Source organism: bacterium (assembly GCA_021372615.1).
Lineage (GTDB): Bacteria > Armatimonadota > Zipacnadia > Zipacnadales > UBA11051 > JAJFUB01.
Map to the genome: position 1 here is coordinate 1 of JAJFUB010000163.1, position 23,615 is coordinate 23,615.

The 23,615-nt window shown below is 67.3% G+C and carries 18 protein-coding genes; 11 read left to right on the forward strand and 7 right to left on the reverse strand.

The window, feature by feature from the left end; translation table 11 throughout:
• Positions 1-287: tetratricopeptide repeat protein (locus tag LLH23_23035; protein MCE5241350.1), on the reverse strand; the 287-nt coding region annotated here is incomplete at its 3' end.
• A gap of 32 nt (positions 288-319) precedes the next feature.
• The gene (gene dtd / locus LLH23_23040) at positions 320-781 is read right to left on the reverse strand and encodes a D-tyrosyl-tRNA(Tyr) deacylase (protein ID MCE5241351.1); all 462 of its coding nucleotides are present in this window, start codon (positions 779-781) and stop codon (positions 320-322) included.
• A 189-nt stretch (positions 782-970) separates the two neighbouring features.
• Between dtd and LLH23_23045 the strand changes: the two genes are divergently transcribed.
• The 3 genes from LLH23_23045 to mutM all read left to right on the forward strand — a co-directional run bounded on the left by LLH23_23045 (position 971) and on the right by mutM (position 5,452).
• A complete protein-coding gene (locus tag LLH23_23045) occupies positions 971-2,395 on the forward strand; it encodes a radical SAM protein (GenBank protein ID MCE5241352.1) in 1,425 nt (474 codons plus the stop codon).
• A 581-nt stretch (positions 2,396-2,976) separates the two neighbouring features.
• Positions 2,977-4,551 carry a citramalate synthase gene (gene cimA / locus LLH23_23050; GenBank protein MCE5241353.1) on the forward strand — a complete coding sequence of 525 codons (1,575 nt, stop codon included), beginning with the start codon at positions 2,977-2,979 and terminating at the stop codon, positions 4,549-4,551.
• Positions 4,552-4,609: 58 nt separating this feature from the next.
• Complete coding sequence (mutM, locus tag LLH23_23055) at positions 4,610-5,452, forward strand: bifunctional DNA-formamidopyrimidine glycosylase/DNA-(apurinic or apyrimidinic site) lyase (GenBank protein ID MCE5241354.1); 843 nt, start codon at positions 4,610-4,612, stop codon at positions 5,450-5,452.
• Positions 5,453-5,629: 177 nt separating this feature from the next.
• Here the strand turns inward: mutM and LLH23_23060 are convergent, their stop codons facing one another.
• Both LLH23_23060 and LLH23_23065 read right to left on the reverse strand, forming a co-directional pair.
• Positions 5,630-6,355, reverse strand: a complete 726-nt coding sequence (locus tag LLH23_23060; GenBank protein ID MCE5241355.1) for a hypothetical protein — start codon at positions 6,353-6,355, stop codon at positions 5,630-5,632.
• Between the two features lie 140 nt (positions 6,356-6,495).
• Positions 6,496-6,942, reverse strand: coding sequence for an Hsp20/alpha crystallin family protein (locus LLH23_23065; GenBank protein MCE5241356.1), 447 nt, complete (start codon positions 6,940-6,942; stop codon positions 6,496-6,498).
• A 422-nt stretch (positions 6,943-7,364) separates the two neighbouring features.
• Between LLH23_23065 and LLH23_23070 the strand changes: the two genes are divergently transcribed.
• From LLH23_23070 to glyS, 6 genes are all read left to right on the forward strand, one after another.
• Positions 7,365-9,566, forward strand: a complete 2,202-nt coding sequence (locus LLH23_23070; GenBank protein MCE5241357.1) for a hypothetical protein — start codon at positions 7,365-7,367, stop codon at positions 9,564-9,566.
• 241 nt (positions 9,567-9,807) lie between these two features.
• A complete protein-coding gene (locus LLH23_23075; GenBank protein MCE5241358.1) occupies positions 9,808-10,293 on the forward strand; it encodes a hypothetical protein in 486 nt (161 codons plus the stop codon).
• Positions 10,294-10,315: 22 nt separating this feature from the next.
• Positions 10,316-10,693 (forward strand): hypothetical protein, encoded by a 378-nt coding sequence (locus LLH23_23080; GenBank protein MCE5241359.1) that lies wholly within the window; start codon positions 10,316-10,318, stop codon positions 10,691-10,693.
• A 12-nt stretch (positions 10,694-10,705) separates the two neighbouring features.
• Positions 10,706-11,395 (forward strand): RNA polymerase sporulation sigma factor SigH, encoded by a 690-nt coding sequence (gene sigH, locus LLH23_23085; GenBank protein MCE5241360.1) that lies wholly within the window; start codon positions 10,706-10,708, stop codon positions 11,393-11,395.
• Positions 11,396-11,575: 180 nt separating this feature from the next.
• The gene (gene glyQ, locus LLH23_23090; GenBank protein MCE5241361.1) at positions 11,576-12,445 is read left to right on the forward strand and encodes a glycine--tRNA ligase subunit alpha; all 870 of its coding nucleotides are present in this window, start codon (positions 11,576-11,578) and stop codon (positions 12,443-12,445) included.
• Positions 12,446-12,550: 105 nt separating this feature from the next.
• Positions 12,551-14,659, forward strand: a complete 2,109-nt coding sequence (gene glyS / locus LLH23_23095) for a glycine--tRNA ligase subunit beta (protein MCE5241362.1) — start codon at positions 12,551-12,553, stop codon at positions 14,657-14,659.
• Between the two features lie 144 nt (positions 14,660-14,803).
• On the opposite strand, the gene LLH23_23100 is transcribed toward glyS, so the two are convergent.
• Together LLH23_23100 and LLH23_23105 are read right to left on the reverse strand one after the other, a co-directional pair.
• Positions 14,804-15,214, reverse strand: coding sequence for a hypothetical protein (locus LLH23_23100; protein MCE5241363.1), 411 nt, complete (start codon positions 15,212-15,214; stop codon positions 14,804-14,806).
• Positions 15,215-15,232: 18 nt separating this feature from the next.
• Positions 15,233-17,746: a hypothetical protein gene (locus LLH23_23105; protein ID MCE5241364.1), complete on the reverse strand. Its 2,514-nt coding sequence runs from the start codon at positions 17,744-17,746 to the stop codon at positions 15,233-15,235.
• Between the two features lie 223 nt (positions 17,747-17,969).
• Between LLH23_23105 and LLH23_23110 the strand changes: the two genes are divergently transcribed.
• On the forward strand, positions 17,970-19,037 hold the full coding sequence (locus tag LLH23_23110) for a deoxyguanosinetriphosphate triphosphohydrolase (GenBank protein ID MCE5241365.1): 1,068 nt from the start codon (positions 17,970-17,972) through the stop codon (positions 19,035-19,037).
• 19 nt (positions 19,038-19,056) lie between these two features.
• Here the strand turns inward: LLH23_23110 and LLH23_23115 are convergent, their stop codons facing one another.
• Positions 19,057-21,840 (reverse strand): hypothetical protein, encoded by a 2,784-nt coding sequence (locus LLH23_23115; GenBank protein MCE5241366.1) that lies wholly within the window; start codon positions 21,838-21,840, stop codon positions 19,057-19,059.
• Positions 21,841-21,968: 128 nt separating this feature from the next.
• Here LLH23_23115 and LLH23_23120 point away from each other — a divergent pair, with 128 nt between their 5' ends.
• Positions 21,969-23,615 carry a hypothetical protein gene (locus tag LLH23_23120; protein MCE5241367.1) on the forward strand — a complete coding sequence of 549 codons (1,647 nt, stop codon included), beginning with the start codon at positions 21,969-21,971 and terminating at the stop codon, positions 23,613-23,615.

The following is a 23,615-nucleotide window of genomic DNA, read 5'->3' on the forward strand; positions in this document are numbered from 1 at the left end:
TAGAACTCGCCCAGGCAGAAATGCGCTTCAGCGTGGCGGGGGTGGATCTTGAGGGCCTTGCGGTACGCCTGGTAGGCCTTGCGCGGCATCTCGGCCTCGAAGTACGCATCGCCGAGCTTCACGCGCGCATCGGGGTTGTGGCCGTCGAGTTCGGTCGCCTTCTCGTAGTGCGTGATCGCGTGTTCGAGAACGCCCTTCTCGGCCAGATAGTCGGCTCGTCGAACCCGTGCGGCGGCCATTCTGCGCTTGCGCGCCGCTTCGCTTGACGTGCTACGTCGGCGAGGCATGGAACTCCCTCATCGAGACTGTACGCCCGGCCCTAATCCCTGGTGGCCGACCCCTGATCCCGATCAATGATGAGTGTGACCGGACCGTCATTCACCAGCGAGACTTGCATGTGCGCGCCGAAGACCCCGCGACCCACCGGCGGGCCGGACCGCGCGCACAGGTCGCAGAAGCGGTCGAAAAGCACCGTGGCCTGATCGGGAGCGAGGGCGTCGGAGAAGCCGGGCCGCCGCCCCTTGCGGCAGTCGCCGTAGAGCGTGAACTGCGGCACCAGCAGCAACTCCCCGTCCACGTCCTCCACCGACAGGTTCATCTTGTCGTCGGCATCCTCAAAGAGCCGCAGACCGACCAGCTTGGCCGCCATCCAGTCCAACTCGGCCTCGCCGTCGCCGGGCCGGAAGCCCACGAGAGCCAGCAGGCCCCGGCCGATTTGCCCCACGATCTCCCCGTCAACTCGCACCGCCGCCTGCGTCACGCGCTGCACTACAACTCGCACAATGATGACTCCTTGTGAAGGAGGATTATAGGCGGGCCCACGAGTGAAGTCAACGAACGGCGGGGGGCGGGCAGGCAGTCGTTGCCGTTCCCCTCTCCGGAGCGAAGCGAGGGAGAGGAGTAGGGGCGAGGACGCCGTTCCCGCCTTTCGCCGCAGGTCTCGCTACACTCAATACCGAACCATCCGCCCATGCCTGCCACCGTCCTCCTCGTCAACCCCAACCGCATGTCGCCGCCTGTCGCGCCGCTCGCGCTGGAGTATCTCGCCGCCGCGCTAGAAGACGCCGGCGTTCCCTTCGCCCTGTGTGACTTGTGCTTCGCCGACGACCCGGCGGCGGCGCTGGCGGCGGCGGTGCGGGAGCACGATCCGCGCCTCATCGCCGTCACCATGCGCAACTCCGACGACTGCTACTGCGCCACGCAGCACTCGTTCATCCCGGACATGCAGCAGCTCCTGCAGGGCCTCCGCGAACACAGTGACCAGCCGGTAGTGCTCGGTGGCGCGGGCTACTCCGCCGCGCCGGAGGCCATCCTGGAACTGACCGGCGCCGAGTACGGGGTGGTGGGCGATGGGGAAGAGGCGCTGCCCAAGCTGGCGGCCGCGTTGGCTGATGGTGGGGACATGAGGCGGATCCCGGGGCTGGTCTGGCGCGACGCCGCCGGCACGCATCGCACACCGCCGGCCTATGCCGACTTCGGTCAGACGACCCTGGCGCGCAATCATCTCGACAACGCCCGCTACTTCGCTCAGGGCGGCCAGGCCGGGCTCGAGACCAAGCGCGGCTGCCCGATGACCTGCACCTTCTGCGCCGACCCGCTCAGCAAGGGCACCCGCTGCCGCCTGCGCCCCCCGCAGGCCGTCGCGCAGGAGGCCCGCCACCTGATCGCCCAGGGTGTGGATGCCATTCACCTGTGCGACGCCGAGTTCAACCTGCCCCTCGAGCACGCCAAGGGCGTGTGCCGGGCGGTGGTCGCGGCCGGGCTGGGGGAGCAGTGGCGCTGGTGGGCGTATCTGTCGCCGGTTCCGTTCGATGCGGAGCTAGCCGACCTGCTGGTGCGCTCGGGCTGCGCGGGCGTGAACTTCGGCACCGACGCCGGCGATGCGGAGATGCTCCGCCGCCTGGGTCGCCAGTACGGGCCGGACGATATCCGTGAGACAGCGCGGCTGTGCCGGAGCCAGGGCCTGACCTTCATGTGCGACCTGCTGCTGGGCGGGCCGGGCGAGACGCGCGCGTCCCTCCGCCGCAGCATCGAGCTGATGAAGGAGATCGGGCCCGACTGTGTCGGTGTGTCCTTCGGCATGAGGCTATATGCCGGCACGGCAGTCTCTCGCGCGGTGCTGGCGCAGGGGCTCACGACGGATAACCCGCACCTGCGCGGCCGCGTGGCGGACAACGAGCACATGGCGTGGCCCATCCACTACGTCGAGGCCGGCCTGGGCGAGGATGTCATCCCGCACCTGCGGGACCTGATCGGGGGCGACCGGCGGTTCCTCTTCGGCTGGCCCGATGAGACGCAGGCGGACTACAACTACGATGACAACACCGTGCTGGCCGACGCCATCCGCGACGGGGCGCGGGGAGCGTACTGGGACATCCTGCGGCGGCTGGTGTGAGGGTCTTGTAGGGCGGGTACGGTCCGCCCTGGTTGGTTCGGCGCCTCACCGACTCCCCGAGATCACGTCCAGCACTGCTTTGGCCTTGAATCTAGCGGCGTCATGTACTATAGTAACGCCATACAACCGAATAATGGCAACGACAGGGACGAGTAGCCGCCGAGACTACCCGAGGCGTCCGTGAGGGCGCGGAGCGAGCCGGGATGGTGAGAGCCGGTGGGCAAGACGGCGGTGAATATCACCCTTGAGCCGCGGACCGAAACGGAGGGGCCGGATACCATCCGGACCAGCCCGAGTAGACTCCGCCGGAGCTTCCACCGTTATCGGGAAGGCGGCATCGACCGCCCTCACCCCCGTCCCCTGTCCCATCGCGACGTTGCGCGTCGCAGGGAGAGGGGAGTCGCGCAGCGACGGGGTGAGGGGACAGCGGCCTGTACCGACTGAGAGGGCGGCACTCCCCACCGGGGGAGCACCGTCAAACAGAGTGGTACCACGGGACTACTGCAGGCCCGTCTCTGTATGTCAGAGGCGGGCCTGCTTTTGTTCTCCGGGCCACACACCTCGGCAGGGAAGGAACGACCATGAGCAACCGCACCCTGATCTATGACACGACCCTACGCGACGGCTGCCAGGGCGAGGGCATTGCGCTGTCTGTGGATGACAAGCTGCGGATCGCGCGGCGCCTGGATGTTTTCGGGGTGGCGTACATCGAGGGCGGTTGGCCGAACCCGACTAGCCCCAAGGACCGCGAGTTCTTCGAGCGGGCCGCCGACATGAAGTGGCGCCACGCCAAGATCGCGGCCTTCGGCAGCACCCGTCGCGCCGACATCGCCCCCGAGGACGATGACAACCTGCGCGACCTCGTGGCCAGCCGCGCCCCGGTCGTGACGATCTTCGGCAAGAGCTGGGACTTCCACGCCACCAAGATACTCCGCATCTCGCTGGTCGAGAACCTGCGCATGATCGAGGACTCCGTCGCCTGGCTCAAGTCACAGGTGACCGAGGTCATTTTCGATGCCGAGCACTTCTTCGACGGCTACCTGTCCGATGCCGCCTTCGCTCTCGATTGCCTGCACGCGGCGGTACGCGGCGGCGCCGACTGTCTGTGCCTGTGCGACACCAACGGTGGCACGATGCCCCCGCAGGTCGTCGAGATCGTCGCGGCGGTGCGCCAGCAGGTGGAGACGCCACTGGGCATCCACTGCCACAACGACTCCGGCACTGCAGTGGCCAGCAGCCTCATGGCAGTGCAGGCCGGCTGCCGGCAGGTGCAGGGCACCTTCAACGGCTTTGGCGAGCGGACGGGCAACGCCGACCTGTGCACCATCATCCCCAACCTGGAGCTCAAACTCGACCGCCGCTGCCTGCCCAAGGGCAAGCTGGCGGAGATCACGACCGTGAGCCACTACGTATCCGAGGTGGCCAACCTGATCCCCAACTCGCGCGCGCCGTATGTCGGCTCCTCGGCCTTCGCGCACAAGGGCGGCATGCACGTCAATGCCGTGATGAAGCACCCGGAGTCCTTCGAGCACATCGAGCCGGAGGTCGTCGGCAACCAGCGCCGCATCCTGGTCAGCGACTACTCGGGGTCGTCCACCATCGTGGGCAAGCTGCAGCGCGTGTGGCCGGAGTTGGACCGCAAGGACCCGATCGTCGCCGAGGTGCTCCGGCACGTCAAAGACCTCGAGAACGAGGGCTACCAGTTCGAGGCCGCCGAGGCCTCGCTGGAGCTGCTCGCCCTGCGGCTGCGGGGCGAGCTGGAGGACATGTTCGACCTGCACGGCTACCGCGTGATGATCGCCAAGCTCGACGAGGACTCCGACCCGTATAGCGAGGCCACCGTGAAGGTGAGCATCGGTGACCGGGAAGTGCACACCGCCGCCGACGGTGACGGTCCCGTCAATGCGCTCGACAACGCCCTGCGCAAGGCGCTCACGGAGCTGTTCCCGAGGCTGCAGCGACTGCAGTTGGTGGACTATAAGGTCCGCGTGCTGACCGCCGAGGGCGGTACGGCCACCAAGGTCCGCGTCCTGATCGAGACCACCGACGGTACGCGCAACTGGGGCACCGTCGGTGTGCACGAGAACATCATCGAGGCCAGTTGGCAGGCCCTGATCGACGCGATCATCTACGGGCTACTGAGGGATGGGCACTAGGGCCTGGCCGCAGCCGTCCCCAGTCCCCAGAACCCAATGCCCAACACCCGCCTTCGCCATGCCTGAGCTGCCCGAAGTAGAAACCATGCGACGCGACCTGGAGGCCCTGGCCGACCAGGCCGTGGTCGCGCGTGTGCAAGTGCTGGATGAGAAGGTCATCCAGGGCTCAGCCCGCGCCTTCGCCCGGGGGCTGAAGGGCCGGCGCTTCGTCTCCTTCGGCCGGCGCGGCAAGGTACTGATGCTGGGCCTGGATGATGGCGCCGTGCTGCTGGCACACCCGCGCATGACCGGCCACTGGCTCGGCCTGGAGCCGGAGCATGACGTGCCGGCCCATCCCCGCGTCATCTTCCACCTCGACAGCGGACGCCGGCTGGTGTTCGACGACGCGCGGCGCTTCGGGCGGCTGGAGCTGGTGCGTGGGGACTGCGTGGGGGAGGCGTGCCTGCTGCGGAACATCGGCGAGGACGGCCTGCGCGTGGACGAGGCGGCACTGGCAGAGTGGCTTAGCCGTAAGCGCGTGGCGATCAAGGTGGCCTTGCTCGACCAGCGGGGCATCGCGGGCATTGGGAACATCTACGCCTCGGAGATTCTGCACCGTGTGGGCCTGGACCCGCGCACGCCGGCCCGCCGCGTCAAGCCGGACGAGCTGCGCGGCATCGCGCGCGAGACGGAGCGCGTCCTGGGCGAAAGCATCGAGTACCGCGGGACCACGCTGATGAACTACCGGACGGCCAATGGCGATCAGGGGGCATTTCGCCGCAAGCTGCGGGTGTACGGCCATGAGGGGGAGCCCTGCCGCCGCCGGGGCTGCGAGGGCACGATCCAGCGGATCGTGCAGGTCGGGCGCAGCACGTACTTCTGCTCCCACTGTCAGCGCACCGGGCGGAAGCGGCAGGCCTAGGCAGCGGTCAGATGGCAGCAGGCCCGCTGCTTGGCCGGCGGGCCTGCTATCTGTGGGGCGCTACTTCACTTCCAGTTGCGTAGTCCCGCTGAGTTCGCCCCCTATCGGCCCCAGGTCCGTGGTTGCGGCCACGCTGTACTGCCCTCTTGGTATTCGCACGGAATACTGGGGCCCGCCTCACCCAAACGCCATCTTCGCCAGCCCCGCGCTGCCCTGGTGGACGACCTTCCCGTCGGCCGTGGTCACCTTGACTGTCACGAGGCAGGGCTGCCCGTTGTGCGTAGCCTGCGAGACGAAGAACTCGGACCCGGCCAGTGTCACGCCGATACCGGTCTGCCCCTTCGTCGCCTCGTCCGGCGCCGTCGCTACCTCAAGCTGCGGGCCACGCACCCAGCCACCCGGCGGCAGGTTCTCCACACTGCGAGCTGTGGTCATCCGGCAGGCGCCGTAGTACACCCAGCGCTCGGTGCCACGCTGCAGCTCGCAGCGGACCATCGCCCCGCAGTACTCCTCCACTGGCTGCCCGCGCCTCTGATACCGCGTTACGTGGACGGTGACCACATTGCGGCCCGCGCAGTCCCCGCCCCGACGGAACGGCACAGCGACCGCCGGGAGGACGCACGACGCGAACTGGCCGCTCCCCATCTCCGTCACCTTCCCCACCGACTTCTCCCGGGGCTCGAACTGTCCGTTGGCGTTCACATCCGCAAAGAGCACATTGCGAAGCTTGCAGGCGCCGTCGGAGCGCAGCTTGACGAGGAGTGTCTCGGCCCCGGTGGGGGGGAGGGACAGCCGGGCGTACCGCGCCGTAGTGGGCACCTCGGCCGCGTGGAGGCCCGACAGCATGAGGAGACACGACAGGGGAAGCACAACCCGTCTGAAGCGGAACTCTGACATGCGCATCTACCCCCTTGCTGGAGTGTCAGAGGCCTGGCGTCATCATGAGGATGTTCGTCTCACGGCCACGCACCTCCTGCCGGCAGTCGCAAAGAAGACAGACCGGCGCGAGCGCCGGCCTGTCCTGTGACCGCTGTGTGACGGGTCTAGTGCACCTCGATCTTCTTGCCGATCTTCTCTTCCTTGGCCTTGGGGGCCTTGATGGTGCAGACGCCGTTCTCACAGGTGGCGGTGATCCCGTCCTGCTTGACCTCCGCGGGCAGCGTGACCGCGCGGTAGAAGCTGCCCGTGCGCAGCTCCTTGCGGTAGTAGCCCTCTTCCTTGACCTCTTCCTCCTGCTTCGTCTGGCCGCGTATGGTGAGGACATTGTCCTGCAGGTTGATCTCCAGGTCTTCCTTCCTGATGCCCGGCACCTCAGCCTTGACGATGACCTCGTCATCGCTCTCGTAGACATCCACGGGTATGCCCAACTGGTGGGCGTCCCCCTCCTCAGCCCAGGGCATGAAACGGCTCATGTCCCTGGCCATCTGCTCCATCTGATCCCACACGGCAGGCATCCTGCGTCCGGGGCGATACCATCGGATCAGCGACATGGTGGTCACACTCCCTTGTTCGTGTGTTGGTAGGGACATCATATGCATTGAGCGTATAAATGTCAAGTATGTTTATGTTTACATCTGAACATCCAGCCCCGCCTGCCCCAGACCCGTCGCGCGGGCGAGGCCGCCCGCGCTACAGGAAGGGAGATCGGGCACAGACTGTGGCCGGCTCTGAGTACCGGACCGCTCGCGCTGAGGAGGTGTCTCCGGAACACCACACCATCGCCTCGTACTCACTACGGGCGGTCGTACTTTTCCTGAGGCCATTCCGTCTCAGGCATGTCTAAGCAGCTACTGTTGACGACGGTTGGCCACACTGGATCTCTGTGCCATCGTCGTGCAATGGTGGGTTGCAAGGAACCTTGCGGGCGTGCTAAGCTACATACCATCGGCCGGTGTAATCGAACCAGTTCATCATGATCACCCCGCTGCGACCGCAACCGAAGATGCTCCTGGCCCTCGCCGCCGCTGTGATGCTGGCGGCGACCTGTGTGGTGGCCGATGACACCTCCGCCTCGGACCACGCCACCTTCTACCTCGAGAGCATTCGCCCGGCCACCATCAAGCTGGAGTCCGTAGCACCGCAGACGACGGACACGAACGCCCTCGTCGTGCCGACCGCCAACACCTACGACCTCAGCATGAACGGCGGCCTCATGTCGCTCCGCCGCAGCTTCACGCGGACCGTCGTGGACCGCGCCTCCGCGCTGCTGGACATGGCGTACCAGGAGAAGTCCGTCACCGAGGCCGGACTCGATCTCGGAAGCACCGCGTTGAGCTTCTCCTCGACCACCACCGAGACCAAGGACGTCGTTGGGCTGTCGCTGGACAGCACGCGCGTAGATGTCATGGGGCTCAAGCAGTCCTTCGGCGGCGGCGAGAGCGCCTCGTCGCTCGCCCTCACCCGCACCATCACCACGCAGGAACTCGCCTCCGGCGATGTCTCCACGACGGTGGACGCCCTCGCGTTCGCCAGCGGGTTGACTAAGCGCAGCGATCTGTCGTTCAAGGCCAGCCAGTTGACCACCGATGAGGTGGGGGCGCTGAACCAGACGAACCTCGAGGCCGTCCTGAAGCTCAAGTTCGCGGGCAGCGAGAACGCACAGAGCTACCTCCTCACCCACAAGTTCAACAACCGCCAGGACATCGTCATCGAGAAGATGGACTTCAATGTCCCGCTGGCGCTGAGCGGCGGCAAGGGGATCGCCGAGTACCATTCGGCCTTCACGACCACCGATGGGGTGGAGGTCGGCAAGCGCACCACGCATCTGCTTCTGCCCTTCCGTACGGGAGGCAAGGCGGGGAGCCTCGACCACCAGATCGTGGGGCAGGACAGTGGCTCGGGCATGGTGGAGACGACCACCACCAAGCTGGTCGCACCCTTCCGTCTGGCCGGCAGCGACTTCTGCACCGAGGGCACGCGCATCGTCCTGCACAAGTCCGGCTCTGACACAGAGACACTGGCGCAGAAGCTGACGGCCCCCCTGCTCGGCGGGTTGGCGACACTGCACCACCAGACGGTGAAGACTGAGACCTCGTCGGCGACCACGGAGGTGGAGCAGTTCGCCGTGACGCTGCCCACCATCAAGCTGGGCACGGTCGCCAGCTTCACCGGATCGCGCACCTCCACCGACACCAGCACCACCGGCGCCGAGGACGTGACCAGCGTCAGCCTCACCGCCGATCCGCTCAAGCCGCTGCATATCGAGGCCCAGTACAAGCTGGACGACGAGGGCGACACGCAGACGACGATCAGCCGCCAGCTCCAGACCAAGTGGGCCATCTGTGACAAGACGTCGCTGGTGGGGCGGTTCTCGGAGGCCGAAGCAGCCAGCACCACCACACCCAACGTCCTGCGCCTGGTGGAACTCGTGCGCGACCGCGGCAAGTCCGGGATCGGGCTGCGTGCCGGCCTGGCCTCCTACGAGGCGTCCGACGGCACCGAAGTGGACGCCGCGCGGCGCTTCGAGGTCACGGCCGGTGACAAGCGGACGGTCGCTGTCAGCGCCGCCTACTGTGAGTATGACACCAGCTCGTACAAGCGGCAGGATGACGACGGTACCGTGGCGCTGTCGCTGCAGCATGGCAACCCCGACGGTTTCAGTGTGCGCTGGCGCTATGAGGACAAGCCGGCGCGGGCCGAGCCGCTGCAGGCGGTGGAGTTGGCGATGAAGGCACTGGGCGGCTCGCTACAGCTCAGCTATGCCGCCAACCCGGTAGCGCCCGATGGCTCGACGGTGCGCCAGGCCGACCAGTACGAGGCGACCCTGGGGCGCAAGATCCTCGGTGGCGTCACCATGGAAGTGGCCTACCGCTACCTCGCCTATGACGAGGAAGGCGACAACGACCAGAGCGTTCGCATCAAGCTGGACGGCGGCAAAGAGGACAAGAGCGGCAAGCTGGCAGTGGCCTTCTACACCGGCGACTACGCCCCGACAGCCAAGTCCACGGTGACGGCCAGCACGATTCCCCTGACCTCGCTGCTGAGCATCTCATACTCGCACAAGTGGGGCACCGCCGGTCGGATCAGTCTGACCGTCAAGCAGCAGATGGCCGCCAGCGCCACTCTGGAAGATGACGCGACTGAGGGGCGCCTGGAGTTCCAGACGTCGTTCTAGGGGCGAGGCCGGTATCGGCCCGCCCCGTGCCGTCCCGTTTACGGCAATCTTACCGTTGACTGGGTGTCAGGTTTCCGGTATACTTTGTGGCACATAGCAGAAGGCCGTGGGGCCCAGGCCTCTCGTCACACTCCTCGCTACCACTCGCAGCGCTCTGGATCCCCCCACTCTCGTCGCTTGAGGGCAGACAATCCGCGCGCGCGCCGGTTCACCGTCGGTGCGCACAGGATGGATACGCCTCATGACTTGGCCTGACTTCGTCGCGATTGCCCTGTGTATCGCCATGGGCATCGTCGAGAGCAAGCGAGGCTTCGTGCCGGCTTTCTGCGCCATGGTGGGCGCCGTGCTGGTAGTAGAGATCGCCGGATCGAGCTACCGCAGCCTTTTCCCCGGCCTCAGCTATGCCACCGGGTATGCCGTGACAGTCATCATCGGTTTTGCCATCGTCGCGGTCCTGACCATCCTGCTCAAGCGTTACGCGCCGACGGACATCGGCTCTTTTGACAGCCCCCTGGCGGGCGTGGTCGGCATCTTCACCGGCCTGATCCTGGCCCACGCCCTGTACGGCGCCGTGATCCTGGCCTCGCCGGGCGGCATGACCGCCCCGGTCTATGCCAACTCGGCACTGGGCGGTCAGATATATGAGCTGCGTGGGTGGCACGGCTTTCTGGAGTTCATGGGCCGCATCGGCTCCACCAATGTGGCCGAACCAACCGGGCGCTCGTGACCCGGTCCGGGGATGATTGAGTGTGCATGACCTGGCGCAAGTGGACCTGATCCGCGAGCGGATGGGTGTGGGCTACAAAGAGGCCATGGCGGCCCTGGACGAGGCGGAGGGGGATGTGGTCGCTGCCCTGGCTATCCTCGAAGACGCCGCTGTAGGCGGCCTGAGACTATTTGAAGAACGGGCGAAGGAAGGAGTGAGGCGCGGGCTCGTCGAGCAACTCACACTGATCAGGTGGCAGATCCTGGGGCAGCCGGTGGCGGAGCTACCGGTGGCCGTGGTCGGGATCGGGGCCGTGCTGGTGGGCCTGGCGGCTCTCCTGATCTCTAGCAGCACCGTCGAAACCGAGTACACGTCCGGGGACTCGGGGCCCACGGACCAGCAACCTCCAGAGAGTCATTAGCCGAGGTGACAAATGGTTAATGCTGCGGAATTCTTTCGCGAAGCCGGAACCCGTTTGGTGGGCCATTCGCAGGATCCGCTGTCGGATGAGGAGCTCGTGAGGCGCGCGCAGGAAACGCGTGACGTCGAAGCGACAGAGTACCTACTGTACAAATACCGCAACCTAGTCCGCGCCAAGGTCAAGTCGTACTTCCTGGTCGGCGCCGAGCGCGATGACCTGCTGCAGATCGGCATGATCGGTCTGTGGGAAGCCATCACCGACTACCGCGCTGACCGCCACACGTCGTTCGCCTGCTTCGCCAAGGTCTGCATTCAGCGCCAGATGATCTCGGCCATCAAGGCTGCCACCCGGCAGAAGCAGGCGCCGCTGAACTCCTCCGTCTCCCTGGAAGCCCCCCCCAGCGGCGACAGTGAGGACCGCGCGCTGTCCGAGGTGCTCACCTGCAAGCCCGAGGTGGACCCCGAGACCATCGTGCTGGGCAAAGAGGGCGAGCGCCTGTTGCAGGAGACGCTGCGCGAGGAGCTTTCGCCGTTCGAGTGGCGGGTCCTCACCGAGTACCGCACCGGCAAGTCCTACCGCGAGATGGCGGAGAAGCTGGACTGCAAGGTCAAGTCCATAGATAACGCTCTGTCGCGGATCCGGCGCAAGCTGCCCCAGGTCGCCCCGGAGCAGGTGCAGAGACTGCGAGCGCACACCGCCTGACGCCGGGCGCTAACGATTCCCGCGGACGGGTCAGCAATGGCCCGTCCGCTGCGTTTGTGGTACAATGGCTGGCGGCGCGTCGTGGGAGCGGTCACCGACCGCGACTGGCCTGACGGAAGTCGCGGTCGGTGACCGCTCCCACAGCCTTCACACGCCAGCCTTCACCTACGGGAACCACCTATGACTTTCCAGCAGATCATCAAGCATCTCGACGACTTCTGGGCCCAGCGCGGCTGCATCATCGCCCAGCCCTATGACGTGGAGGTCGGCGCCGGGACCATGACGCCCGACACCTTCCTGCGCGCCCTGGGGCCCGAGCCCTGGAACGTCGCCTACGTGCAGGGCTGCCGCCGGCCGGACGACGGGCGCTATGGCGAGAACCCCAACCGCTTCCAGAAGCACTTGCAGTACCAGGTCATTCTGAAGCCCTCGCCCGACGGCATTCAGGAGACATACCTGGACAGCCTGTGCTCTCTGGGCCTCGACCCGCTGCAGCACGACTTCCGCTTCGTGGAAGATGACTGGGAGGCCCCGACGTTGGGCGCCTCGGGCGTCGGCTGGGAGGTCTGGCTCGACGGCATGGAGATCACGCAGTTCACGTACTTCCAGAAGGCCGGGGGCATGGTCTGCAGCCCCGTCGCCGTGGAGCTGACCTACGGCATCGAGCGGTTGGCGATGTACATGCAGGATGTGGACCACTACCGCGACCTGAAGTGGAACGACACGATCAAGTTCGGCGAGCTGCGGCGTGAGGAAGAGCGCCAGTTCTCCGTCTACAACTTCGAGGTTGCCAACATTGACATGCTCTGGGAGCTGTTCCGGCTCTACGAGGCCGAAGTCGAGCGCCTGCTGGAACTCGGCCTGCAGCTTCCGGCGTACGACTATGTGCTCAAGTGTTCGCACACGTTCAACCTGCTCGACTCGCGCGGGGCGGTCAGCATCACCGAGCGCCCGGCGATGATCGGCCGCATCCGTAACCTGGCGGGCGCGGTGGCCAAGGCCCATGTCGCCCAGCGCGAAGCGTTGGGGTACCCGCTGCTCGCCCAGTAGTCCATGGCTCTGGTACGCCCGACACTCCTGTCGGGCGCGCCGCGTTCATCGCCCGACAAGAGTGTCGGGCGTACCACAACTCATAACCGATGGCTCCTAGCTACCATGCCTGATCTACTCATCGAGATTGGTGTCGAGGAAATCCCCGCGGACGTCATCGTGCCGGCGCTGGAGCAGATGCGCATGGCCCTGGCCGAGGGCCTTACCGCCCTGCGTCTGGAGCATGGCGCGGTCAGCATCTATGGCACGCCGCGCCGTCTGGCCGCGCTCGTGGCGGGCGTGGCGGAGCGCCAGCCGGACGAAGTCAAGGAGGTCAAGGGCCCGCCGGCGTCGGCGGCTTTCGACGCCGAGGGTAAGCCCACCAAGGCCGCGCAGGGCTTCGCCGCCAAGAACGGCCTGAGCGTGGATCAACTGCGTGTGGAGGAGACCGACAAGGGCTCCTTCGTCTACGCCACCGTGTCCGGGCAGGGCCGCCCGGCCGCCGAGGTGATCCCCGGACTGCTCGAGAGCATGATGACGGGTTTCGTCTTCCCCAAGACGCTCAAGTGGGGCGACCGCGAGGAGCGGTTTGCGCGGCCCGTGCGCTGGTTGGTGGCGCTGCTGGGGGACGAGGTGCTCGACTGGGAGTTCGCCCGCGTCAAGGCCGGGCGTACCACGCGCGGCCATCGCTTCCTGGGGTCGGACCATGTGCCGATTAGCAGCCCTGCGGCCTATCTGGAGACCCTCCGGGCACAGCACGTGATCGCCGACCATCACGAGCGCCGCGAGATGATCCGCGACCGCGCCGTGGCGGCAGCGGCGGCCGTGGGCGGCAACCCGCGCCTGGATGAGGACCTGCTGGAGGAGAACAACTTCCTCGTCGAGTGGCCGTCATGCCTCCTCGGCAGCTACCCCGAGCGCTTCCTGGCGCTGCCCGAGTCCGTGCCGGTGACCGTGATGCAGAAGCATCAGCGGTACTTCCCGGTGCAGGACGAGGCGGGGCGCCTGCTCCCGCACTTCATCATCACCCGCAACGGCGAGGGCCAGGGCGAGGACAACATCCGCCGCGGCAACGAGAAGGTCATCGTGCCGCGCCTGGAGGACGCCGAGTTCTACCTGACGGAGGACCTCAAGACGCCTCTGCCCGACCGGCTGGAGGCGCTCAAGCGCGTCACGTTCATGGAGTCGCTCGGCACGCTGCACGATAAGACCGAACGGATCGTGCAGCTTGTGATCTGGCTGGGGCGGCAGCTTGGCATGCCGGCCAACGAGCGCGACATCGCCGTCCGGGCGGCCCTGCTGTCCAAGTGCGACCAGGTGACGTTGATGGTCGGCGACGGCAAGCTGGCGGCCCTGCAGGGGGTCATCGGCGGACACTACGCGGGTCTGGCCGGGGAGCGGCCGGAAGTCTGTCAGGCGCTGGCGGAGCAGTACCTGCCCGTGCGGCCGGACGACCCCGTGCCGGCGACGATGGCGGGCAAGCTGCTGGCCCTGGCCGACAAGATGGACAACCTCGCGGCTGCGTTCTCGCTGGGAATGATCCCCCGGGGCACGCGCGATCCGCAGGGCCTGCGGCGCCAGGCGCAGGCGGTGCTGGCCATCCTGCAGGCCGGCGATATGCACGTGCCACTGGGCGCCCTGGTGGCCGAGTCCGTGGGGCTGGTACCCGAGCCCGATCCTCTGCCGAAGGGGGCGTTGTCGCCGGCTGACGCGGCCACTGCCCTGATGGACTTCGTGGCCGGGCGCATCGAGGCCACACTACAGGACGCGGGCCTGCCGTACGACACGGTTCGAGCCGCGCTGGGTGGCGCGTGGAACGACCCGGTGGAGATCATGCAGCGGGCGCAGGCACTGCAGCGGATCCGCGAGGATGCCGCCGACTTTGAGGCGCAGGTGGACACGGCTACGCGCCCCGCGAATATCTGGCGCAACACCGACCTGCCCGCTGGGGTAGCGGTGAAGCCGGCGCTGTTCGAGCACGAGACGGAAAGGGCCTTCTGGACGGCGTTCACGGCGGCGTGCGATCGGGTAGAGGCATTGCAGCAGGCCGAGACGACCGACTACGCGGCGGTCTGGCAGGCCATCACAGCCCTGCGCGAGCCGATCGAGACGCTGTTCGAGGCGGTCATGATCAACGCCGACGATCCCGACCTGCGCAACAACCGCCTCGCGATGATGCGCGAGCTGGACACGCTGTATCTGCAACTCGCCGACTTCCGCGAGATCGTGCAGTAGCAAGGCGGCGTGGCTGTGGGGGGAGGGGCCGGATATCATCCGGCCCGCCGTGCGGACCTCTGGGCACAAGCAGACGTGAGCAGTGAACAACGGGCCGGCTGATAGCCGGCCCCACCGTTTCTCCCCGCCGGCCGGAGCGACAGCCTACCAGTCTGCCTGCTCCTTGATCGCCTTCACCACCGCCCTGGCATCGGGGCCGCGGATGACGCGTGTGCCGACCAGCGTCGTCGGCGTGGTGGGCGCGGTCGAGCAACCGAACCTGTTGTGGCTCAACTCCTGGAGCACTTCTCGGGCGTGCGGAGCCTGGGTCACGTCCGCCAGCTCGTAGGCGACCCCCTGGCCGTCTAGCAGGTCCTGCAACACCGCGCAGTCCCCGCAGCCGGGGCCGAAGATGAGCACCACCGGCGGGCCGGGGTACTGCCACTCCACCCCCAGTTGCTGCATGACCTGCTCCGTCTGCTGTCGCGACCTGAGGCCCGAGCGGTCCTGGGTTGCGATGAGTACGAAGACGGCGACAAACGCGATCTGCACCAACGCCAGATACCTGCGCGACAAGCTGCTAACCCCCCTTGCTTACTCTCCTCTGAAGCTGATGATACTCCAGATGTGGATTCCTGGCACCTTGACCGTCACCACGCCCTGCCGCACCTCCGCCGTGAGTGTGGAACCCTCCTGCCCGCTATCGGGCGATGACCATGTGACCGACCCGACCAGCCGCTTTGTTCCCGCTGGCAGCGGCACCGACACCGTGAACGGCCCGCAGGGCTTCATCTCGTCCTTGTCGGCGTCCAGGTCTACATTGAGCAGTTGCACGATCACCTGCTGCCCGTGGCGGTAGGGCCTGATCTGCACCGTTGCCGGGGCGGTCGTCTCCAGGTGCGGCACACCCATCAGCGCTTGCGCGACGGCCTTGAGCATCGCTGTGCGCGCGGGGGCCTCGCCCGTCGGCGGCGGGATCGAAGCGGTGATGCTGCCTTGCCCGGAGTGCGCCACGGCGGTGTCAGGGACATACCCCGCCGGCGACTTCTGCCAGCCCAGGAACGCCTCCCAACCGGGGACCTGCTTGCCGTCGCCGCCCTCGCAGCCGGGGTTCTGCAGCAAGTTCGTGTCGCTGCCCTGCTCGCCGAAGAACAGGTCGTCGAACCACGCCTGGCCGCTGTGGTAGCGGAACAGGGCATGGACCGTGGCGGACTTGACCGGCTTGCCGGGGTGGATGACGAACTCGGACATCTGCCAGTCGTGCGTCCCCGCCTTGAACGGCGCCACCTGCGCCCACAGGGGCGTGCCGTCGGTGTAGGTGAGGTCCACCCAGAGCCCGTACTGGTTGTCGGTCGGACCCGAGACCTGCTCCGCCTTGCTCCAGCCCCGTACCACCAGCGGCTTCGCCTCGGTCTGGTTCACCTGCACCGTCTGCGACGCGCCGCGCGCCGCGCCGATGGCGTTGGCGGTGAGGAACTCGGCCGGCTCATCCTGCAGGCGCAGCGTCCGAGGGCTGGCGAGCAGGTCGGTCCCCGCTGCCTGGGCCCGTCTGGCGAAGCTCTCGTCGCGCGTAGCGAACAGTCCGGAGATGGCCAGACGCCCGCCCGCTTGCTGGAACTTGCGCAGGCTCGCGATCTGGGCGTCAGACAGGGCCTCGATGCCCGGGCAGATCACGAGACCGTACTGCGCCAGACGCCGGTCGAGGTCGCTGTCCGGCCATAGCTCGGCGTCGCCCATGACCTCGATGTTGTAGGGCACGTGGGCCGCTTCGAGGGCCCGGGCGAAGCCGACGAAGTGGTCGCCGGCCGCCTTCGTCCCGGCCACACCGCCACCGAGGCCTGTCGCTCCCAGGTAGCGCGGGGCGAACGAGGGCACCGAGTACAACAGCGCCACCCGTGTGTCGGCGGCATAGTTGCCGGTCAGCAGGTCGCTGTGCTGGTGGGCGAACTGCGCGTACTTCGCCAGCGCCTCGTAGGTGGCGACGCCCATCGGGATGCTGACGTAGCCCTTCTGCGGGTCCCAGCCCAGGTTGTTGATCTCATAGTACGGCGTGGCGCCGTGAACGTAGCATTCGGCGACGAAGACCTGCGACCCCGCGACCTGGTCCATGTAGGCCCTGCTGCCGAAGTCCCAGATCCAGGCGGGCTTGCTGTGCCGCCCGCCCGCGAGGTTGAGCGCATACCACAGGCTGTTGGGGTTCGTGCCAAAGGCGCGGTTGCTGTTCTCCAGGAAGATCAGGTCGCTGGCATCGGACAGCAGCACAAAGGGGTACGGGGGCAGGCCGTGCGCCCCCTGGTTGCCGCAGATGGGCACTTCCGGCCGCGCCGCGTGCGAGGCTGCCACTTCGTCCCGCCAGTGCCCCACATTCGAGGCCAGCATGAAGCGCGTGTACTCCCGCAGCAGTGGGTCCTCCAGCTTCTCTTCGGCCGGCTTCTTCAGGGCCGTCTGCAGGGCGGCCTTGGCATCGAAGGTGGCGATGTCAGGGATGCCGAGCGCCTTGAGGCGGTCGGGAGCGAGGCCCTGCAATCGGGCCTTGAAGCCGGCCAGGCACCACTTGCACCAGCCGCCGTTGTCCCAGCCCACGCCGCAGGGAGAGCCGATGTTGTCCTGGCGCACCAGCGCGCACGTCGGGTCCTTGGCGGCGCGGAGGATCGAGTCCTTGTGGAAGTCATGCCAGCGCGGCGCGTTGTGGCAGACGTAGTACAGCAGCGGGGTCTCGCTGCCATACCGGAGCGTCTGGAGCTTGCCGGTGCTGTTGACCGCCACCCCGTTGTCTTCGGTGGGCTCGAAGGCGAAGCCGAACTTGTCCTGCCAGAGCTGGTAGTCACGCTTGGGGCCTTGCGGGAACTCCTGGTACTCCAGCCCGCCGAGGATCTTGCGCGTGCGGTGGGGATGGTTGACGAACTCAGGCAGGCAACTCCACTCGGCCACTTCGGGCTGGAAGTCGTCGAGGATCTGCTCGGGCGTCTTGCCGGGGGTGCCCGAAGTCCTGTTGAAGGGGCCGACCATCGGGCAGACGGCGGCCTTCCACCAGGGAGTAGGGGAGAGCTGGGCGAGGCTGAGAGTGGCCGCGCAGAGCAGGGCCGCCAGCGACAGCACAGGGCGCATGTTCCGCCTCCGCATAGGATGTGAGGTATAGACTTCGCCGGGCGGGCGCCGGGAACCTACCCGCGCAACGCCGTTGGAGGGGCCGGATACCATCCGGCCCGCCGCTCTGGCGCACGTTGCCAAGCAGCGGGATGACCCTACGGCGGGCCGGCTGATAGCCGGCCCCTCCAACAGCGCCATGGCGGCAGGTCGCGTGGCCCGCCCTGGCGAACTGCCCAACGCCATGACCATCCGCGAACGCACCGAGCAGTGGGAGCGTGAGCACCTCAGCCCGTACGCGCAGCTCAGCGCTGAGAGCCGCGGCCGGCGCGTGCCCGAACAGCCCGATCCCGTCCGCACCGACTACCAGCGCGATCGCGACCGCATCATCCACCTCTGTCGCGCCTTCCGCCGCCTCGCGCACAAGACACAGGTCTTTATCTCGCCGCACGAAGACCACTTGCGCACGCGCCTGACCCACACGCTCGACGTGTCGCAGATCGGCCGCACCATCGCGAAGGCACTGCGCCTGAATGAGGAGCTGACCGAGGCCATCGCGCTGGCCCATGACGTCGGCCACACCCCCTTCGGCCATTCCGGTGAGGCCGCGCTGGACGAAGCCTACCGCCGCTACGACCCGGAGGGCGGCTTCAACCACTACGAGCACAGCCTGCGCGTGGTAGACGAGCTGGAGCGCGACGGGTCGGGCCTGAACCTGACCGTCGAGACGCGCCTGGGCATCGTGCAGCACAGCAAGGGCGAGTCAGACCTGGCCGAGGTGCTCGCAGGCTCCGACCAGGGCGGGGCAGGCGAGATGACGCTCGAAGCGATGATCATCCGCCTGTCGGACCGTATCGCCTACCTGAACCACGACCTGGACGATTGCCTCCGGGCGGGCCTGCTGACCCAGGATGATGTGCCGCCCGACGTGCTGCGGGTGTTGGGCTACCGGCACGGCCAGCGCGTGGGGCGCATGGTCACCGACGTGATTGACCAGAGCCTCGACCAGCCGCGGGTCACCATGGGTCCCGAGATGATCGAGGCGACCGACGCCCTGCGCCGGTTCATGTTCGACCAGGTCTACTACCGGCCCGAGCTGATGAATGAGGTCAGGAAGGTGCGCGGCATCATTGGGGGCCTGTTCGAGGTCTACATGACCAATGACGCGGCGCTCTTCGAGGCCACCGGGCTGGTCCCCGACGACACGCGACGGCGCGCCCGCGCCGTCACCGACTACATCGCCGGCATGACCGACCGCTTCGCCCGCGCCCAGTACGTCCAGCACTTCCTGCCCACCGGCTATCCCTTCTGACCCGCCCTCCCCCCTGGCGCTACTCCATCGCTCTGGCGGTCCGGAGCCCCTGGCTCAGGCTCCGCATCTGCTGGACGATGCTGCGCGTCTGCGCCGCCTTGACCGCCGGGGGCAACTGCAGCGCCTCGTTGGCCGCGGCCTGCGCGCTGGTGAGGCGTGCGGTGGCCGCAGAGCTGACGGACGCGCCATCCAGCCACCGCCCGACGTTCACGAAGTAGGACATCGTCTCCAGGGAGGGCCCCGAGTCCAGCGTCCCGTCCACTTCCAGCAGCGGCCGGTCCGCCAGTGAAGCGGGCAGGCTGACGTTGAGGTAGCCGTCCATCGTGAAGGTCGCGGCCTGCACCCACGGCTCCGGCTCGTCCGGGAGCGTGACCGACACCGGGGCCATGGCCGACGGCTGTCCGGCCCCGGCCCGGAAGGGCACTCGCACGGTGGCCGGCGACCACCCCGCCGGCAGCCTGAGCTGCAGCGTGCCGCTGGTCTCGTGCCCCAGGTAGTTGTAGGCCCACACGTTCAAGATGTGCGTCTGGCCGGGCTCCAGCATCCGCGCTTTGCGGAACGACTGCCCGGTGCTGAAGTCCACGATTGGCACGACGCGCAGGACGACGGGCTTCTCCAGGGCGTTGAGGTAGTAGGCGACCTGGGCCTTGTGGAGCAGGGCTGTATACGTGCCGCGCCGTTGGACCTGGTTCAGGCGCCACTTGGTCCACAGGCAGCGCTGAAGCAGATGGTCGGCCACGGGCAGTTCGGCATCGGGATGGCGGGCGACCAGGCCGGAGCGGATCGTGTCCAGGTAGCGGTTCATGGCCTGCACCGTGGCCCCGGGCAGGGCCAGGTTGTTCCACACCCCGCTGCGGTCGTCGGCAATCTCGCCCAGCCATTCCTCCATGCGCGCCAGGCGCCACAGGTTGTTGGCGACCTTCACCGGCACCTCCTCGCCGGCGGTGCAGGTGTGCAGCAACCACACGCTCAGGGACATGCAGGCGTTCTGTGCTGTCACCAGGGCCTGCGGCGCCGCCGACGGCGTCGTGGCGAGGGCCGTTTCCACCTGCTGGACCGCGGTCGCGAGGAGGGTGAAGCGGCTGGGCCCGAGCAGGTCCGCCAGGTCCTGCTCCATGGGGTTGGCGTACCACACGAAGCAGGTCGAGCTGGCCTGGGGGGTGCCGTAGGGCGTGGTGGTCAGCAGGTCGAACCGTCGCCGGAAGGCTTCGGGGAGGTAGCGCGTGTCACTGACCCCCAGGATCACCAGCGGCTCCGCGGTGAGGCGGACCGTGACGCTCGTGCCGCCGCCCAGGCTGGTGCACTTGCCGAACGGGTCAATCTTCACGGCCGTCCGCGAGAGGCTGATGGTCGCGGTCGCCCCGTCATCCGACCAGGCGGCCAGCATGGGCGCCCCGTGCTTGAGAAACAGGTGCGCCGTGATGTGGTCGCCCAGGTTGACCGGCCCCACCTCCACCGCATCGGAGAGCAGCTTGCGCGTGGCCGCGAAGGCCGGGTACAGGGGCGTGGGCTGCAGCTTGCCCGTGTCAGCCCGCAGCAGGGCCGTGCCGGGAGCGTAGTCCTCATCGGTGCCGATGTAGCCCCCCAGGCACCCCGAACGGAAGAAGGACACCTCCCGCCAGGCCTTCAGCGTCAGGTAGCACCGCAGCAGCTCACCCGGTGTCTCCTGGTAGGTGGTGTAGTCCGCGGACCCGCGGCGGCCCTGGGCATAGCACTCGGTGTGCGACGTCTCACGCGGAGCGCCGACGCACCAGGGGATCTGCTGGGAGCCGGAGTACCAGATGCGCAGTGCCTCCTCGACGTCGCCCCCCGTGTGCAGCCCGACGTAGTCGAAGCAGTGCTTGGGCGACCCCGAGGCCATCATGCCCATGGCGGCCCAGTTGCCCGTCGAGCCCCCGTACACCATCGGAGCCTCGGGGACCCGCCGTCGCCCCGCAGCCCAGCTCATGTGCAGCAGCTCCATGTAGCGGTTCCAGTCGCCCATGTAGAAGCAGATGTCCGCCTCGTTCCACATCTCCCAACTGTGCGTCCAGGGCAGGGACTGGCGGGACGGCCGGCCCTGCGCCGGCATGACGCCCGTCGCGGGCCACGAGACGGTCTTGTTGCGGGCGAAGCCGGTCACCTGGTCGAGGTATAGCCCGTACTCGTTGGGCTCCGTTGGGTGCCAGGTGAAGACGGCGTTGTTCGCCCAGACGTCGCTGAAGGTGTTGGCGGGCTTCTCGGCCAGGAAGCTGGGCGTATAGCCCAGGACCAGCATCATCTGGATGCCGTGGCGGGCAGCCATGGCGTACCAGTCCTCCAGCAGGTCCGTCCGCCACACCCCGCGCTGCGGCTCAAAGGGCGGCCAGGGCACCGTCTGGCGCACCAGGCGCACTCCCATCTGCGCGGCCGTCTCCAGAATCTCATCGGTCGAGCCGTTGCCGGGGCACAGGCCAAAGATCGAGTAGTCACCCGGGTCCTCATAGGGGCGCGGCAGCACACAGAATGTCTCCCGGTGGGTCCCGGACGGCCACTTCAGATCGAGCGTGTAGTGACCGACGCCAAAGGACGGCAGCGTCAGCGACACGGCCTGTGTGCCCCCCACGCCGATGCTGGACACATAGCGGCACGCGCCGTAGTAGTCCGTCACCCGGACGCTCACGGTCCGTCGCGGGGCAGGCAGGCTCAGCGTCAGGTCACGCGTCTCGTCCGTGAAGTAGGCGTTGGCCAGACGGGGGAAGCTCACGGTGCAGTCGTCCGCCCACACGACGGCACAGAGCAGCAACGCCGGCAGCACAAGAGCCGGGCAGAAACGGCGCGGCATCAGGACCTCCATAGTCAGCGTAGTGTAGAGAATCTCGGACGATGGGGCCGCCGGCTTGAGCCCTCGTGTGACAGGCAGGTCAGCGGGAGCACGGGAGCGAACATGACCAGGCTCTGAGGAGGTGCCCCATGCTGAACCTGATGCTGGCCGCGCTGCTGGCCGGTGGTGTGCCCGATGGCGCCGTAACGATCAAGGTCGGAGACCTGCAGGTGGCGCTGGAGTCGGCCAACGCCTGGAACATCTCGAGCCTGAACCTGGGCGACAAACAGCTCATCCTGCCCGCCGGCGGACGTGGCGCCGCCATCAGCGTCGGCGGACAGTGGTACGGCGGCGGCATGCGGGCGCAGAGCGAGACCGTCACCGCGCTCAAGGTCGTCGCGGACGGGAAGGAAGTGACCCTCGCCCCGCCGCAGACCATCACCGGCGACACAGTCACGGTCAGCAAGGAGTCCATGCTGGCCGGCATCAAGCACACCGCCGAGACCACCTTCGAGAAGGACCTGTTCGTCCAGCGCCACGTCTTCGAGGCGACCGAGGACGTGAGCCTCGGGTCCTTCTACGGCTTCATCTACTCGCTGTGGCCGCAGGCGAAGAACTGGCTGGCCAAGCCGCTGCGCGGCAACCTGCAGCGCGGGGAGTTCAACGCCGATGGCGGCAACAAGCCCGGCACGCCGGTGCGCTGGATAGCCCAGTACGACCCGGCACTGGGTGTCGGCACGCTGGCCTACTTCATCGAGCCCCTGAGCGGCCCCGGCGCCTTCCACGCCTTCTGGGACAAGGACACCTACCACAAGCTGCTGGTCCAGCCGATGAAGGGCGCCCTGGCCAAGGGCACGAAGTTGGAGTTGACGATGGTGATGCAGCCCTTCGCCGCCACTCCCGACACCTGGGAGCAGAAGGCGCTGGAGGTCGCGAAGGCCTTGCAGACGCGCTTCCCCGCGAAGGAGCCGACCGGTCCGGATGCCACGTATGCCGAGGGCATCCCCGAGGACGGCGTGCTGACCTTCAAGACGGCGCACTACACCGTGCCCCTGTCGGCCAAGCAGGCCTGGACCATCTACAAGATCCTGTATGACGGCAACGTGATCGCGCACGAGCGGGGCTTCTATGGCACCGTGATGATCCCCGCCGGCAGCAACTTCTGGGGCACGGGGCACACCGAGGGCGGCCGCGAGATCGTGCAGGCCCTCAAGGTGGTGGTGGACGGCAAGGAGCAGCCGGTAGCGGTCGACCAGACGCTCACGGGCTCCAAGCTGCTGTTGGTGAAGGACTCGCTGATCTGGAAGCTCAAGTGCCATGCCGAGATCGAGGTCAGCGATGACCGGATCATCGAGCGCACGGAACTCGAGGCCACCGAAGCCTGCGAGCTGAAGCTGCTGTACTACTTTATGCACTGCTTCGTGCCGACCACGACCAAATGGGCCGCCGAGCTTCCTGACGGCAGCTCCACCGAGGGGGAGTTGAAGAGCGCCGGCGGCTTTGCGGTCAACCAGGACACCCGCTGGGTGGCGCAAGTGGAGCCGAACCTGCGCTATGGGTTCTTGTGCTATACTCCGCAGGTCATCACCGGGCCCGGCAGCGCCGCGAAGATCTGGGACCTGGATGCGAGCCGCTACCACAAGTTCTACTACCAGGCCAACGGCGCGCGGCAGCTCAAGGCAGGGGAGAAGCTGGACTACACCGTGGTGGTGCAGGTGGTGCCCAACGAGGCCGGCGACTGGGCGGCGACCAAGACGGCGGCGAGCACGCTCAAGCAGCTCTACCCGCCCAAGTAG

What these genes read in the sequence shown, in the direction of transcription:
- LLH23_23060 (MCE5241355.1), bottom strand. Translation starts at nt 6,355, where the DNA reads ATGCGCATGTCAGAGTTCCGCTTCAGACGGGTTGTGCTTCCCCTGTCG.
- cimA (MCE5241353.1), top strand. Translation starts at nt 2,977, where the DNA reads ATGAGCAACCGCACCCTGATCTATGACACGACCCTACGCGACGGCTGC.
- sigH (MCE5241360.1), top strand. Translation starts at nt 10,706, where the DNA reads ATGGTTAATGCTGCGGAATTCTTTCGCGAAGCCGGAACCCGTTTGGTG.
- LLH23_23075 (MCE5241358.1), top strand. Translation starts at nt 9,808, where the DNA reads ATGACTTGGCCTGACTTCGTCGCGATTGCCCTGTGTATCGCCATGGGC.
- glyS (MCE5241362.1), top strand. Translation starts at nt 12,551, where the DNA reads ATGCCTGATCTACTCATCGAGATTGGTGTCGAGGAAATCCCCGCGGAC.
- LLH23_23115 (MCE5241366.1), bottom strand. Translation starts at nt 21,840, where the DNA reads ATGCCGCGCCGTTTCTGCCCGGCTCTTGTGCTGCCGGCGTTGCTGCTC.
- glyQ (MCE5241361.1), top strand. Translation starts at nt 11,576, where the DNA reads ATGACTTTCCAGCAGATCATCAAGCATCTCGACGACTTCTGGGCCCAG.
- mutM (MCE5241354.1), top strand. Translation starts at nt 4,610, where the DNA reads ATGCCTGAGCTGCCCGAAGTAGAAACCATGCGACGCGACCTGGAGGCC.
- LLH23_23045 (MCE5241352.1), top strand. Translation starts at nt 971, where the DNA reads ATGCCTGCCACCGTCCTCCTCGTCAACCCCAACCGCATGTCGCCGCCT.
- LLH23_23070 (MCE5241357.1), top strand. Translation starts at nt 7,365, where the DNA reads ATGATCACCCCGCTGCGACCGCAACCGAAGATGCTCCTGGCCCTCGCC.
- LLH23_23065 (MCE5241356.1), bottom strand. Translation starts at nt 6,942, where the DNA reads ATGTCGCTGATCCGATGGTATCGCCCCGGACGCAGGATGCCTGCCGTG.
- LLH23_23110 (MCE5241365.1), top strand. Translation starts at nt 17,970, where the DNA reads ATGACCATCCGCGAACGCACCGAGCAGTGGGAGCGTGAGCACCTCAGC.
- LLH23_23120 (MCE5241367.1), top strand. Translation starts at nt 21,969, where the DNA reads ATGCTGAACCTGATGCTGGCCGCGCTGCTGGCCGGTGGTGTGCCCGAT.
- LLH23_23105 (MCE5241364.1), bottom strand. Translation starts at nt 17,746, where the DNA reads ATGCGCCCTGTGCTGTCGCTGGCGGCCCTGCTCTGCGCGGCCACTCTC.